Genomic DNA, 14,087 nt, shown 5'->3' on the forward strand with positions numbered 1-14,087 from the left:
CTACGCCGCCTCGCTGAACTGCAGGCTGGCAAGCCGCGCGTACAGCCCATTCTGGCCGATCAGCGAGCCGTGGGTGCCGCTTTCGACGATCTGCCCCTCGCTCATCACGATGATCCGGCCGGCGGCGCGGACGGTGGCGAGGCGATGCGCGATGACCAGGGTGGTGCGATCCTCCATCAGCCGCTCCAGCGCCTCCTGCACCAGCCGCTCGCTCTCGGCGTCGAGCGCGCTGGTCGCTTCGTCGAGCAGCAGGATCGGCGCGTCGCGCAGCACCGCGCGGGCGATCGCCACGCGCTGGCGCTGGCCGCCCGACAGGCGCGCGCCGCCTTCGCCCATGAAGGTGTCGAGGCCCTGGGGCAGCTTGCGCAGGAATTCGGCGGCATTGGCGATCTCGGCGGCGGCCCAGAGCTCGTCGTCGCTTGCCTGCCATTTGCCGTAGCGCAGATTGTCCCGGGCCGAGGCGCCGAAGATCACCGTTTCCTGCGGCACCATCGCGATGTGGCGGCGGATATCGGCGGGATCGGCATCGGGCAGCGGCACGCCGTCGAGCAGCACGCGGCCGGCATCGGGATCGTAGAAACGCTGGATCAGCTGGAACAGGGTGGTCTTGCCCGCCCCCGACGGGCCGACCACCGCGACGGTCTCGCCCGGAGCGATCGCCAGGGAGAAATCCTGCAGCGCGGAGACTTCGGGCCGGGTCGGGTAGCGGAAGGTGACATTGTCGAACTCGATCGCGCCGCGCGCGGTCTCGGGCAGGGCGACGGGATGCGCCGGCGCCCGGATTTCCGGGACTTCGTCGAGCAGCTCGGCGAGGCGGCCGGCGGCGCCCGCGCCGCGCAGCAGGTCGCCATAGACTTCAGTCAATGCCCCGAACGCGCCCGCGACGAGGCCGCCGGTCAGCACGAACGCGGCGATCGATCCGCCGCTGATCCGGCCGGCGGCGACGTCGACCGCGCCTTCCCACAGCACCATGGTGATCGACCCGAAGATCAGCCCGATCACGATCGCGGTCATCACCGCGCGCAGCGCGATGCGGCGCTTGGCCGCGGCGAAGGTGGCGGCGACGGCAGTGCCGAAGCGGGCCGCCTCGCGATCCTCCTGGCCAAAGGCCTGCACGATCTTCATCGCGCCGAGTGTCTCCGAGGCGATCGAGCCGACATCGGCGACCCGGTCCTGCGAGGTGCGCGAGAAATTGCGCACGCGCCGGCCGAGCAGCACGATCGGCATGATGATGATCGGGATGCCGAGCATCAGCATGCCGGCCAGCTTGGGCGACAGCGCGAACAGATAGATCATGCCGCCGACGCCGGTGAAGCAGTTGCGCAGCGCGACCGAGACGGTGGTGCCGACCACCTGTTCGATCAGTGCGGTGTCCGAGGTCAGGCGCGAGGAGATTTCCGACGGCCGGTTCTCCTCGAAGAAGCGCGGCGCGAGAGTCAGCAAATGACGCTGCACGGCGGTGCGGATATCGGCCACGACTCGCTCGCCCAGCCAGGAGACATAATAGAAACGCACCGCCGTCGCGAGGGCGAGCACGACCACGATCATCAGCAGATAATGGAAGGAATTGGTGACCGAGCCGTCGGCGCCGGGGCCGAAACCGCGATCGATCACTTTCTTGAAGCCGTACGGGATGGCGATCGTCGCGGCGGAGGTGACCAGCAGCGCCAGCAGGGCGGTGACGATCTGGCGCGGATAGCGCGAGGCGTGCTGCCACACCATCCTGAGATTGCCGAGCTGGCGCCGCGATTCGGCGGGCTTCGCGACGGAAACGGCGGGTGACGCGGGTAGTGGCTCAGCCATGCCGGCGGAGTAGGGCCTGTCCTCCGCCTCCGCAATGGGCGAGAAAGCGATGCGGGTGACCCGCTCCGGGTCGCGGACCCAAATAGTATGTCCGTTTCGATTGCGTATGCTGCGCTGCACACCTATGCATTGATCCGACAAACCAGTTTTCCGATATTGGGTACGCAATGCTCTACGACGCCTATGAAATGCAGAAATCGATGCTGGCGGGCGCCAGCGCGATGGCCAATTTCGGTGCAGGAATGCTGTCGAACCCGGCCAATCCCTTCGCCTATTTCGGTGGCGGCTCGATCGTCAGCTCCGCACTGGAAGTGTTCGCCCATGCGTCGGCGCCGCGCGGCAAGCCGGCCTTCGGGCTCGATCACACCATCATCGACGGCAAGCAGGTCGACGTTGTCGAGGAGATCGCGCTGCGCAAGCCGTTCGGCCAGCTCAAGCATTTCGTGCGCAAGGGCGTGAAGGGCGGCCCCAAGCTGCTGATCGTCGCGCCGATGTCGGGCCATTACGCCACGCTGCTGCGCGGCACGGTCGAGCGCATGCTCCCGGTGGCGGATGTCTATATCACTGACTGGCGCGACGCGAAGCTGGTGCCGCTGAGCGACGGCAGCTTCGATCTCGACGACTATATCGATTACATCATCGAGTTCATGGAGCATGTCGGGCCCAATGAAAAAGAGGGGGGCTCGCACATGCTCGCGGTCTGCCAGCCTTCGGTGCCCTGCTATGCCGCGGCCTGCCTGATGAGCGCCGACGAGAATCCGGCGCGGCCGAAGACCCTGACCATGATGGGCGGCCCGATCGACACGCGCGAGGCGCCGACCGCGGTCAACACCCTGGCGACCGAGCGGCCGCACAGCTGGTTCGAGAACAATGTCATCGCGACCATCCCGGCGACCTATCCGGGCGCGGGGCGGCGGGTCTATCCCGGCTTCCTGCAGCTCAGCGGGTTCATGACGATGAACCTCGGCAACCACATGATGTCGCATTACGAGATGTTCAAACATCTCGTGCAGGGCGATGACGACAGCGCCAACCAGACCAAGGATTTCTACGAGGAATATCGCTCGGTCTGCGACATGACCGCTGAATTCTACCTCCAGACGATCGATGTGGTGTTCCAGGACCATTCGCTGCCCAAGGGCACGATGACGCATCGCGGCCGCCCGGTCGATCCGGCGGCGATCACCGATATCGCCATCCTGGCGATCGAGGGGAAGCGCGACGACATCTCCGGTCTCGGCCAGACCAGGGCGGCACTGAAGCTGGCGACGAAGCTGCCGGCGGCGAAGAAGAAATATCTGGTGGCCGATGCCGGCCATTACGGCATCTTCAATGGCGGCAAGTGGCGCAACCAGATCGCGCCGGTGCTGGAAGAGTGGATGGCGTCGAACGCCTGACGCCCGGACCGCTAGTCGTTGTGTAGTGCGGCGGCGGCGCCCATCAGTTCCAGGTCGGAGCGGTTGACGATCGCGATCGGCACTTCGCCGAGCTGGCGGCGAAAGGCGTCCTTCGCCTCGAGCCGGCTGCGGAACCGGGGATCGCTCAGCTGTACCTGCAACGCGCGCGGGATCGGCCCGGTCAGGTAAACGCCTTCCCACGCACCATAAGCGAGCACCAGATCGCCGATGAACGCGCCGAGATAACCCGCGAACATCCTCGTCACCGCGGTCGACACCGGATCGCGGCCCGAGGACCGCGTCACCTCTTCGGGGCTGCCGATCGTCCTGCCGCCCTCGGCCAGCGCGGCATAGGCCGCGACCAGCCCGCCGGCGCTGAGCAGCGATTCGGCGCTGGCCGGGCCTCGCGCCCGGATGAAGGCCGCAAACTTCTCCTCGTCAGGGCTACCCGGCGAGAAGCCCATATGGCCCGCTTCGCTGGCGATCGGCTGGAGCCTGCCGTTCGATCCGGTGACCAGCGCGGCAACCCCGAGCCCGGTGCCGATGCTGAGCACGATATAATTGCCGCCGGGCTGGACCAGGCGCGTCGATTGCGCACCGATCGGGGTGAAGGCGCTCTGGTTGAGGGTCGTCAGCGCCAGCGCGGTGGCGGCGCATTCGTTGAGTGCCTGGGGGCGCGACCGAAGCACTGCCTCGACGCCCGAGAGCGAAATATACCAGCGGCTTCCGGTGAGGTTGATCAGGTCGCCCCGCGCCGCGCCGGCCACTGCGAGCACGCTGGGCAGCACCGTATCGCGCTGATTGACCTCGGAAAGATAGGCGAGCAGCGCGCTGGTGAAGGTGGCATGTTCGGCGGTGTGATAGCTGCGCACGTCGCGCGGGGTGATGCCCACGCCGCCGCCGGTCAGCGCAAATCGCACTGACTGTCGGCCGATATCAGCCACTAAACCAATTGCGTCGCCGGTCATCCGCCCCTCCATCGCCCTCCTGTCCGGAGGGGCAATCCTGTGAGCGGTACCATAGGGCGCGGGTGCTTACTCAGAAGCTAATGCACTGCCCGGAAGTGGCGGGAGGGTGCCCTACGGCACCCTCCCGGTCAGCTCAAAGGACTTCGAACAGGCCGGCCGCACCCTGGCCGCCGCCGATGCACATGGTGACGACGACATATTTCGCGCCGCGGCGCTTGCCTTCGATCAGGGCGTGGCCGGTCGCGCGTGCGCCGGTCATGCCATAGGGATGGCCGATCGAGATCGCGCCGCCCGAGACGTTGAGCAGTTCATTGGGGATGCCGAGCTTGTCGCGACAATAGAGCACCTGCACCGCGAACGCCTCGTTCAGCTCCCACAGGCCGATATCGTCCATCTTCAGGTTGAAGCGCTGGAGCAGCTTGGGGATGGCGACGACCGGGCCGATGCCCATCTCGTCAGGCTCGGTGCCGCCGACGGCGATGCCGACATAACGGCCGAGCGGCTGGAGCCCGCGCTGCTCGGCAAGCTTCTCTTCCATCAGCACCGAGGAGGACGAGCCGTCCGACAGCTGGCTGGCATTGCCGGCGGTGATCGTCATGCCCGGCCCCATCACCGGCTGGAGCGCGCGCAGGCCCTCGATCGTGGTGTCGGCGCGGTTGCCCTCGTCCTTCGCCAGCGTCACTTCCTTGTAGGTGACTTCCTTGGTCTCCTTGTTGACCACCGCCATGGTCGCGGTGACCGGCACGATCTCCTTGTCGTAATAGCCGGCGGCCTGGGCGGCGGCGGTGCGCTGCTGCGACTGGAGGGCATATTCGTCCATCACCTCGCGGCTGATGCCGTAGCGCTTGGCGACGACCTCGGCGGTGCCGAGCATCGGCATGTAGATGTCCTTGTGCATCGCGACGAGCTCGGGGTCGGGCGCGACGTTCATCTTGGGCGTCTGGACGAGGCTGATGCTCTCCACGCCGCCGCCGATAGTGATGTCCATCTGGTCAGTGATGATCTGCTTCGCGGCGGTCGCGATCGCCATCAGGCCCGACGAGCATTGGCGATCGATCGACTGGCCGGCGACGCTCACCGGCAGGCCGGCGCGCAGCAGCGCGGTGCGGGCGATGTTGCCGGCCTGGTGGCCCTGCTGCAGCGCGCAGCCGAACACCACGTCATCGACCTCGGCCGGATCGATCCCGGCACGCTCGACCGCTGCCTTGATCGAATGGCTGGCAAGGGTGGGCGAGGGGGTGTTGTTGAACGCGCCGCGATAAGCGCGGCCGATGGGAGTGCGGGCGGTCGAGACGATGACGGCGGAACGCATGGGTATTCCTCTTCTTCACTCCCCTCCCGCTTGCGGGAGGGGCTGGGGTGGGCGCCCGGCCTGAGCGGGCGATGACGGTGCGGAGAGCGGGTGCCCACCCCCCGACCCCCTCCCGCAAGCGGGAAGGGGGAGTTCCAGGGGAGAAAGTTAGACGAAAATCTGGGCGATCCATTCCGCGATCATCGCCGGCTTTTCCTCGCCCTCGATCTCGACGGTGAATTCATTGGTCTGCTGCCACTGGCCGGGGCGCTTCTCGATGAATTCGATCAGCTTGAACCGGCCGCGCACGCGCTTGCCGGAGCGGACCGGCTGGAGGAAGCGGACTTTGTTGCCGCCATAGTTGATCCCCATCTTCACGCCCTCGATCTTCGGCGCGTCGGGCACCTTCGAGGCAAGCAGCGGCATCAGCGACAAGGTGAGGAAACCATGCGCGATGGTGCCGCCGAACGGCGTCATCGCCGCCATTTGCGGGTTCACATGGATGAACTGGTGATCGCCCGTCGCGTCGGCGAACTTGTCGATCATCTCCTGGCTCACCTCGACCCAGTCCGAGACCGTCTCGGTGCCGATGCGGCCCGCCATGTCCTGCGCGGTGATGGTCGCCATGATGTCCTCAGGGGTAGTTGGATGTGAAAACCCTCTAGGCACGCCGCCCCGGCCCGCGCAAGCCTCGGCTGACCGGAAACATTAATTGCGGCGATGACGTAGCGTCCCTGGCTCGCGAATCCGGCAACCGGCGCGGCGACAGGAGCGGACCCAAGCTTCTAAAAGGCGTAGCGCCGAATCGCACCCGTCGCAATTTCGTCGAATCCGTCGAACGCCGCACCGTCCCGACCGGGCGCTGCGATAGGAAGATTGCGACACCTCGCCGATCGCGAGGACCGAGATTTACGGAGCTCACAGATGATTTTCCACGTTTCGATCGATGCCGACAATCCGCAGCATGTCGCCAAGGTGATTGCCGAGCTGTGGGACGGCCAGGCCACGCCGTTTCCGCCCGTGATCGAGGGCAGCTGGGTCGCGATGGCCGGCGACGAGCGCAACACCATCATCGAAGTCTATCCGCGCGGCACCGAGCTGGTGCCGGCCGATGGCGACGCCGATTGCTATGGCGTAATCGGATCGCCGGATCGCCGTTCGGCGACTCACGTCGCCATCGCCACCCGCATGGGCGCGACCGACGTCTTCGCCATCGCCGAGCGCGAGGGCTGGCCCGCCAAATACCGCAAGCGCGGCGGCGCGTTCGGCGTAATCGAGTTCTGGGTCGAGGGCAGCCGCATGATCGAAGTGCTGACGCCGGTGATGCAGGACGAATATCTCGGCGCGATGACCGTCGGCAACTGGAACGCTATGCTCGCGTCGATTGCCATGAGCCAGCGCGTGCCGGAGATGGCGTAACCCCGAGTCCTCCCCGGGCTTGCCCGGGGAGGGGGGACCGCCGGCTTCAGATTTCCGGCTTCCTGGCGACGAATTCTCCGCTGCGATAGCTTTCGCCGAAATAGACATGGACGCTGTGGATCTGCCCATCAGAGACGGTCAGATATTCAGTGTTGCGGAATTGCTCGCCCGTATCGGCAGTGACGAGATAGGTGACGAACGCTCCTTCCGGATCCGGCGCGACCCGCTCGACCCGGAATTCGGCGAACCTGTCTCCATTGGGCCAGCACCGGTCGAAAAAGGCGGCGCGCGAAATGGCGTCGTCATAGGGGCTGGTGAAGGTGAAGTCGGGCGCGAGCAGCGCCTCGCTATCCTCGCGACGACGATCGCGGAACGCCTCATATTGGGCACGGACGATCGCTTCATGATCGTTGGTCATGGATGCGAATCCTGGTCGACGGCCGAGTGATTGCCCGACCGTTTCAGCTCGGCCGTGGTGCCGGGATCGTCAGCGATCGGCGCGGCATTCTCGCCATATATCGGCCCGTCGGAATAGGGCGCGATCATCCCGCCGCGCGGTGCCGCGGTGAAGGCGGTCTGCGTGGGATAGGCGAGCTCGATCCCTTCCGCGTTCAGCCGTTTGATGATGCCGAGGCCGACGGCATGCCGGGCGGCGAAGAAATCCTCGAAGCTTGATGTCGGCGAATCGAATTCGACGTCGAAATCATAGCTCGCCTCGCCGAAGCCGATAAAGCCGGCGCGGACGAACTTGCGGCCGCATCCCTCGATCACTTCCTCCAGGATGTCGGGCAGCTTTTCCATCTTCTCGACCGGCGTCCACTGCACCAGGCCGAGCTTGAACTGGCCGCGGCGATAGTCGCGCTGGCTGGTGTTGAGGATTTCCTTGTCGAGCAGGTTGCGGTTGGCGATGATCCGCTCCTCGCCGGTCGCCGCGCGGATCCGGGTCGATTTGAGGCCGATCGCTTCCACCGTGCCCGAGCTGGTGTCGTAGGAGATCGCGTCGCCGCGCCGGAACGGCCGGTCGAAGATGATCGCCAGCGCGGCGAACAGGTCGGCGAAGATGCCCTGCGCAGCGAGGCCGATCGCGATGCCGCCGACGCCGAGGCCGGCGACCAGGCCGGTGACGTTCACCCCGAGATTGTCGAGCACGACGATCAGCGCGATCGCGAACAGCGCGAAGGTGACGAGCAGACGGATGATGCCCATCGCGCTGCCGATCGCCTCGCCCGAATAATGTTCGGAATGGGTGCGGTGCTCGATCGTGCCGAGGATGATCTCGCGCGCCCAGATCGCCGCCTGGAACACGGCCGAGACCGTGAACAGGAAAGTGATCGTCGTCGCCACCTCGTGCGGGGCATTGGCATAGCCGGCGACCAGCTTGGCCGCGACCATGACGATGAAGAAATTGCCGGTCTTGACGATGGCGCGGCCGAACACCGTGCCCCAGCCGGCCTGGCCGGGCCGGAGATTGCACAGCTTGTTGCCGAGCCGCCGCAGGAAATGCAGCACGACGACGATCACCGCCGCGGCGGCGACGGCGATGATGATCTGCAGCCAGTGAGTCTGAATCCAGATCGAGCTGGCGGTGAACAGGTCCTCGGCCTGATCCTGCACGTTGGACGCGGAAAGGACAGGCGACTGGGCCTGCGTGTTGTTCGTTACTGTCATGAAATCATGCTGCCTTGGCGGGCGTCGCGGCACCAGGGTTTTCGAGGAAATCGATCAGCCCGCGCTCGGCGCGCGACAGATATTGAGTCGATCGCGGCAGGGGCGTCTCGCGAAGCGCTGCCTGCCCGTCCTTCACCGCGGCGAGCAGCGCGGGGTGGACATAGGATTTGCGCGCGATGGCGGGCGTGTTGCCCAGTGCCTCGGTGACCGGCTCCAGCATCGTCTTCAGGCTGATGTCGTGGCCGGCCCCGGCCAGTGTCTCGAACGCGAGCACGCTCGCGCCCCAGGTGCGGAAATGCTTGGCCGAATAATCCTCGCCCATCGCCTCGCGGATATAGGCGTTGACGTCCGACGAGGTGACCGGATGCGCCTCGCCGGCGGCGTCGATCCAGCGGAACAGATGCTGGCCCGGCAAGTCCTGGCACTTCCTGACGAATCGGCTGAGCGAGCCGTCGGTGATGGTCAGCACGCGCAGCTTGCCCGACTTGGCCTTGTACTGCAGCTTCAGCGTCTTGCCGCGCAGATTGGCGTGGCGCTTCCGGAGCGTGGTCGCGCCGAAGCTCTTGTTCGCCTTCACATAGCCTTCATTGCCGATCCGGACATGGCCGAGATCGAGCAGGCGGACGATGGCAGCCACCGCCGTTTCCTTGTCGAGTCCGCGCCGCTTCAGGTCCGCCTCGACTCGTGCCCGCAGTTTCGGCAGGGCGCGGCCGAACGGCGCGCACAGCTCATATTTGGCGGATTCCTGGGCCTCGCGGAATTCCGGGTGATAGCGATATTGCTTGCGGCCCTTCTCGTCCCAGCCGATCGCCTGGATATGGCCATTGGGTTTCGGGCAATACCAGGCGTCGCGATAGGCCGGGGGCAGGCCGACCGCGTTCAGCCGGTCGATTTCGTCGCGGTCAGTGATGCGGTTGCCCTCGGGATCGAAATAACCCCAGCCATGCCGCATCTTCTTCCGGGTGATGCCGGGCTCGCTGTCGTCGCAATAACTGATCTTGGCCATAGGGCCGGAATGCGCGGGACGGGGGTGAGGTTCCACCGGGAGTTACCGGCGCAACAGGCCGGCGATGCCGGACGTTACGCCGGCGTTAACCAAAAACTCATAAAAGCATGCCATCCCGTACAGATGGTCGATACCGTGCGCCGCCAACAGCTGAACCTCCCGGTCGCGCCGCTCGCCGCGGCGGTGATCGGCGGCGGCGTCGCACTTGTCTTCGCGCTTGTCCCGACGCGCCTCATCGACCCCGGCATGATCGATGGCGGCCTCGCCGGCGCGAGCCCGGCCGGCGCGGTGCTGATCCTGATGGCCGGCGTCGCGCTGATCATCTGGTTCGGCCTGTTCCTGCTGGGCGACCGTGCGATCGTCGTGGAAAAATCGGCCGGCGACGACGCGCCGCCAGTGCTACGCCGGGCCGATGCCCATCCGGACGCGCCGGCGCGGCGGCCGCTGTCGGCCAGTCGCGAGCTGGGCACACCCTTTCTCGAGGTGCGCGCGCATCGCCCGGTCCGTGCCAGGGCGGACGTGATTGCCGCTGCCGCAGTCGACGGGGTGCCGGTGAAGGAAGCGGTCTTCGAACGCGCTCTGCCCGCCGATCTCGACCTGCCGCTGGCCGCCTATGATCCGGGCGCCATTCCGGCGAAGCCGGTCGACCGGCAGCCGTTCGATCCCGGCCTGCGCGTCGCGACCGCCGACCTGACGCCGCCCGTTCGCGCCGCGACGTTCGAGCCGGCAGGGTTTTTCCGCGCCAGGAACCCGTTCCGCCCGGTACCGCGCGGTCGCGACCGGCCCTTCGCACCCGCCCGGCCCTTTGCCTCGGCGCTGGTCGAGAAGGATCCGTCGGCCAGCATCCATGCGCTGCTCGATCGGCTCGAGCACAGTTTCGGCGGGCGCGAGACGATAGCACCGCCGCCGTCGCGGACGTTGCCCTATGATAGGGATTCGCTGGATCTGGCTTTGGGTTCGCTGCGGCGTCTCGGCAGCCGCGGCTGACTTTATTCTTCCACGGTCAGCGCTTCGATCGCGATCGTCGCCATGCCGTCGGCACGGGATATGCCGGCCACCACGATATCCGCGACCAGATGGCCGCGCAGCGGCAGATCCGCCTCGGGCAACGCCTCGAGCCATGCATCGAGGGCGGCCGAAGCGGGCGCTTCGAGCCCCAGTTCATGGCGCGCGCCGCTGAAGGTGGCGCTGGCCCAGCGCGTCCAGCCCGACTCGGTCATGCGCACCGGACAACCGGCGCGCAGCGAATCGGCCTCCAGACTTCGGACGAGCAGCGTGACTGCATCGGGGCCGCGGCTCATCGTTCGCGGCCCTGCGCGAGGAACGCCTCGATCCGCGCGATCACGCGTGGCCCGGGTTCCCGTCCGTTGCGCATGTCGCCGACCAGCCGCGGGTCGTTGATGGCGAGCCGCCCGAACCGCGTCGGCGGCATGCCCGTCCTCTTCAGATAGCGATTGATTCTTGCCAGCACCGACATCACAGCCCTTCCCGAGTCTCTTGGTTGTGTTCCCGGTCTGTTCCGTAATTTCCAACTTGTCTAGGAATTTTCCTATGCTATTGGAACGGGAATGGAGGCGTCTGATCCTCGCATGGCTCTGGACCGCCTCGTCGAGGCGAGCGGGGAAAGCTATGCCGCACTGTCGCGCATGCTCCATCGCAACCCGGCCTATCTCCAGCAATATGTGAAGCGTGGTACGCCGCGCTTGCTGGCGGAGCGCGACCGCAAGCTACTCGCCGGCTATTTCCGCGTCGACGAGGCGGTGCTGGGCGGGCCGGAAACGCCCGCCATCCCGTCGGTCGCGCAGGTCCGGCGGCTCGACGTGGCGGCCTCGGCGGGGCCGGGCGGGCTGGCCGAGGACGACCGGTTGCTGGGCGGCGAGCTGTTCGACCCGCGTCTGCTGGCATCGCTCGGCGTGCGCGAGGAGGAGAGCGCGGTGCTGCGCGCCCAGGGTGACTCGATGTCGCCGACGATCGAGGACGGCGATCGGATGCTGATCGACGAACGCGATCGGAAGGTCGTGGCGAAGGGCGGTATCTTCGTCGTCCGCATGGACGGCGCGCTGATGGTGAAACGGCTGGCCAGGGCCGGGGAGCAGATTGCCATCACCAGCGACAATGCGGATTTCCCGCCGATTCCGTCACGGGCACCTGGCGAGGTTGAGGTGCTCGGCCGGGTCGTCTGGCTGTCGCGCGCGCTGCGGTAATCCCGGCGGGCTAGCGCTGCAGGTTCAACAGCCACATCGCGATCGAGACGGCGATGCCAAGCCCGGTGCCGATCAGCAGCCCGGGGATCGGCGCGTACAGCAACTGGCCGATCACGGCGCCGCCCAGGGCGCCCAGCGCGATCAGGGCGCCGCCGGCAAGCGGGGTGCGGGTGGGTGGTTTGCTGGCCATGGCCCGCCTCTGCCATGTCCCGCCGCAAGACGCCAGCGTCCGGCCATGGGATCGGGCCACCGCCGACGCGTGATCGGCACCGCTCGGGGAGGTTGAGCGCCAAGCCACTGTCGCTGGGGGATTTGACCCGCTAGGACTGGGGCATGTGGTTACCCGTAAGGGCGCGTGGCACGGTGTTGTGTGCCGCCGCTGGTCTTTTTGTCTGCACCGCGCCCGGCGTTCATGCGCAGGATGGCGGCGCGGCGACCGCTTCCCAGACGCTGCCGCAGCAGCCCTCCGCGCTCGATCCGCAATCGCCGCTTGCACCCATGCCGGGTCTCGGTGTCGACTGGCCCGATCTCGATGCGGCCCCGCCCGAGCCGGTCGATCCGGCCGCGGCCGCCCAGGCCGAGATGACCGGGGAATCGCGCTACAGCTACCGCATCGAAGGCATCGACGCGGTAGCCAGTCCGTTGCTCCACCTGCGCTTCCTCGGGCTCTCCACGTTGAAGGCGCATGAGGGCGATCCGGCCAATGCCGCGCAGCTCGACCGGCGCGCGCGCGAGGATTCCACGCTGCTGGTGGGACTGCTCCGCGCAGAGGGCTATTATGACGCGCGGGTCTCCACCCGGATCGAGCGGGCCGCGGGCCGGCCAGTCGTAGTGCTCGATGCCGAGCCGGGCGTGATCTACAAGTTCGAGGGCGTTACCCTTGCCGGCGTCGCCGCCGCCGGCGACAAGGAACCGGGGCTGCGCGATGCCTTTGGCGTGAAGGCCGACGATGCGGTCAACGCCGACAGAATTGCGGCGGGCGAGGCGCAGTTGCGCACCGCGATCGGCCAGCAGGGCTTTCCCTTTGCTGAGATGGGCGAGCCCGAGATCGTCGTCGACCATGCGACTCACACCGCGACTCTGGCGATGACAGTCGACCCAGGCGGGCAGAAGCGCTTCGGTACCATCACGACCGCAGCCGATAACAAGGTGTTCGACGCAAAGCACATTCTGGAGATCGCCCGCTTCGCGCCCGGCGAACCCTATAATGCCGCGGCGCTTGAAGATCTGCGTCGCGCACTGATCCAGACCAGCCTGGTGTCCACCGTCGACATCAAGCCGGTGCAGAGCGCCGACCCCCAGGTCGTCGACATCAATGTCGGGCTCGCGCCCGCGCCGCCGCACACCATCGCCGGCGAGATCGGTTATGGCACCGGTGAAGGCGTACGCGCCGAGGCGAGCTGGACTCATCGCAACCTGTTTCCTCCCGAGGGCGCGCTGACCCTGCGCGGCGTGCTCGGCACCAAGGAACAGCTCGCCAGCGTCGTATTCCGCCGCAGCAACTTTCATGCGCGTGATCGGGTTCTGACCGGCCAGATCGTCGCCTCCAACCTGACGCGCGACGCCTATCAGGCGAAGACCTTTTCGATATCGGGCAGCCTGGAGAAGCAGACCAACATCTTCTTCCAGAAGAAATGGACCTGGTCGCTCGGCGCCGAGCTGGCCGCGTCGGACGAGCGCGACGTGATCCTGTCGACCGGCGCGCCGCGCCGCCGCACCTTCTTCATCGGCGCGCTGCCCACCACGCTCATCTATGACGGATCGGACGACCTGCTCAATCCGACCCGGGGGTTCCGGCTGGGGGGACGATTCTCGCCCGAGATTTCGCTCGAGGGATCGGCCTTCGGCTATGCCCGGATGCAAATCGACGCGAGCGCCTATCAGTCGGTCAGCGACCGGGTGGTGATGGCCGGGCGCATCCGGCTGGGCACGATTGCCGGCGCGCCGCGCGACGCGATCGCGCCGTCGCGGCGTTTCTATGCCGGCGGCGGCGCCTCGGTCCGCGGCTATGGGTATCAGAGCATCGGGCCGCGCGATCCGAACAATGCGCCGATCGGCGGACGCAGCCTGACCGAATTCGGCCTCGAGGCGCGGGTCAAGGCGTTCGGCAATTTCGGCGTGGTGCCGTTCCTCGATGGCGGCAACATCTACACCTCACCTCTGCCCAAATTCACGCAGTTCCGCTTCGGCACCGGCATCGGCGTGCGCTATTATTCAAGCTTCGGGCCGATCCGCATCGATGTCGGCACGCCGATCAACCCCCAGCGCGGGGATTCACGCGTCGCGGTCTATGTCTCGCTGGGACAGGCCTTTTGACCGAAGAAACGGCAC

15 protein-coding genes are annotated in these 14,087 nt (G+C 66.7%); 5 read left to right on the plus strand and 10 right to left on the minus strand.

Going from position 1 to position 14,087, the window contains the following annotated elements; translation table 11 throughout:
• A complete protein-coding gene (locus ACZ1I5_RS02935) occupies window positions 1–1,803 on the minus strand; it encodes an ABC transporter transmembrane domain-containing protein (protein ID WP_465172246.1) in 1,803 nt (600 codons plus the stop codon).
• A 167-nt stretch (window positions 1,804–1,970) separates the two neighbouring features.
• Here ACZ1I5_RS02935 and ACZ1I5_RS02940 point away from each other — a divergent pair, with 167 nt between their 5' ends.
• Window positions 1,971–3,200 (plus strand): polyhydroxyalkanoate depolymerase, encoded by a 1,230-nt coding sequence (locus ACZ1I5_RS02940; RefSeq protein WP_465172247.1) that lies wholly within the window; start codon window positions 1,971–1,973, stop codon window positions 3,198–3,200.
• 11 nt (window positions 3,201–3,211) lie between these two features.
• Here ACZ1I5_RS02940 and ACZ1I5_RS02945 read toward each other — a convergent pair whose 3' ends face one another.
• From ACZ1I5_RS02945 to ACZ1I5_RS02955, 3 genes are all read right to left on the minus strand, one after another.
• Window positions 3,212–4,180 (minus strand): glucokinase, encoded by a 969-nt coding sequence (locus ACZ1I5_RS02945; RefSeq protein ID WP_465172248.1) that lies wholly within the window; start codon window positions 4,178–4,180, stop codon window positions 3,212–3,214.
• Window positions 4,181–4,301: 121 nt separating this feature from the next.
• On the minus strand, window positions 4,302–5,480 hold the full coding sequence (locus tag ACZ1I5_RS02950; RefSeq protein WP_465172249.1) for an acetyl-CoA C-acyltransferase: 1,179 nt from the start codon (window positions 5,478–5,480) through the stop codon (window positions 4,302–4,304).
• Window positions 5,481–5,627: 147 nt separating this feature from the next.
• Complete coding sequence (locus tag ACZ1I5_RS02955) at window positions 5,628–6,086, minus strand: MaoC family dehydratase (protein ID WP_465172250.1); 459 nt, start codon at window positions 6,084–6,086, stop codon at window positions 5,628–5,630.
• Window positions 6,087–6,383: 297 nt separating this feature from the next.
• On the opposite strand from ACZ1I5_RS02955, the gene ACZ1I5_RS02960 reads away from it, so the two are divergent.
• A complete protein-coding gene (locus ACZ1I5_RS02960; RefSeq protein ID WP_465172251.1) occupies window positions 6,384–6,878 on the plus strand; it encodes a hypothetical protein in 495 nt (164 codons plus the stop codon).
• Between the two features lie 46 nt (window positions 6,879–6,924).
• Here ACZ1I5_RS02960 and ACZ1I5_RS02965 read toward each other — a convergent pair whose 3' ends face one another.
• Genes ACZ1I5_RS02965 through ACZ1I5_RS02975 form a run of 3 tightly spaced genes read right to left on the minus strand, consistent with a single transcriptional unit; the run spans window position 6,925 to window position 9,552 of the window.
• A complete protein-coding gene (locus ACZ1I5_RS02965; protein ID WP_465172252.1) occupies window positions 6,925–7,296 on the minus strand; it encodes a nuclear transport factor 2 family protein in 372 nt (123 codons plus the stop codon).
• Window positions 7,293–8,546, minus strand: coding sequence for a mechanosensitive ion channel family protein (locus tag ACZ1I5_RS02970; RefSeq protein WP_465172253.1), 1,254 nt, complete (start codon window positions 8,544–8,546; stop codon window positions 7,293–7,295). The genes ACZ1I5_RS02965 and ACZ1I5_RS02970 overlap by 4 nt, the downstream gene beginning before the upstream one ends.
• A gap of 4 nt (window positions 8,547–8,550) precedes the next feature.
• On the minus strand, window positions 8,551–9,552 hold the full coding sequence (locus tag ACZ1I5_RS02975) for a DNA topoisomerase IB (protein ID WP_465172254.1): 1,002 nt from the start codon (window positions 9,550–9,552) through the stop codon (window positions 8,551–8,553).
• A gap of 123 nt (window positions 9,553–9,675) precedes the next feature.
• Here ACZ1I5_RS02975 and ACZ1I5_RS02980 point away from each other — a divergent pair, with 123 nt between their 5' ends.
• On the plus strand, window positions 9,676–10,539 hold the full coding sequence (locus ACZ1I5_RS02980) for a hypothetical protein (protein ID WP_465172255.1): 864 nt from the start codon (window positions 9,676–9,678) through the stop codon (window positions 10,537–10,539).
• Between the two features lie 2 nt (window positions 10,540–10,541).
• Here ACZ1I5_RS02980 and ACZ1I5_RS02985 read toward each other — a convergent pair whose 3' ends face one another.
• Both ACZ1I5_RS02985 and ACZ1I5_RS02990 read right to left on the minus strand, forming a co-directional pair.
• Window positions 10,542–10,853 (minus strand): hypothetical protein, encoded by a 312-nt coding sequence (locus tag ACZ1I5_RS02985; protein WP_465172256.1) that lies wholly within the window; start codon window positions 10,851–10,853, stop codon window positions 10,542–10,544.
• Entirely contained in the window at window positions 10,850–11,029 is a 180-nt protein-coding gene (locus ACZ1I5_RS02990) for a hypothetical protein (RefSeq protein ID WP_465172257.1), read from the minus strand. The genes ACZ1I5_RS02985 and ACZ1I5_RS02990 overlap by 4 nt, the downstream gene beginning before the upstream one ends.
• 112 nt (window positions 11,030–11,141) lie before the next feature.
• Between ACZ1I5_RS02990 and ACZ1I5_RS02995 the strand changes: the two genes are divergently transcribed.
• A complete protein-coding gene (locus tag ACZ1I5_RS02995; protein WP_465172258.1) occupies window positions 11,142–11,756 on the plus strand; it encodes a S24 family peptidase in 615 nt (204 codons plus the stop codon).
• Window positions 11,757–11,766: 10 nt separating this feature from the next.
• On the opposite strand, the gene ACZ1I5_RS03000 is transcribed toward ACZ1I5_RS02995, so the two are convergent.
• Window positions 11,767–11,946 (minus strand): hypothetical protein, encoded by a 180-nt coding sequence (locus ACZ1I5_RS03000; RefSeq protein ID WP_465172259.1) that lies wholly within the window; start codon window positions 11,944–11,946, stop codon window positions 11,767–11,769.
• Window positions 11,947–12,089: 143 nt separating this feature from the next.
• Between ACZ1I5_RS03000 and ACZ1I5_RS03005 the strand changes: the two genes are divergently transcribed.
• Window positions 12,090–14,072 carry an autotransporter assembly complex protein TamA gene (locus tag ACZ1I5_RS03005; RefSeq protein ID WP_465172260.1) on the plus strand — a complete coding sequence of 661 codons (1,983 nt, stop codon included), beginning with the start codon at window positions 12,090–12,092 and terminating at the stop codon, window positions 14,070–14,072.
• The last annotated feature ends 15 nt before the right edge of the window (window positions 14,073–14,087 follow it).

This window comes from Sphingomonas sp. BL-S-30 (genome assembly GCF_055521475.1).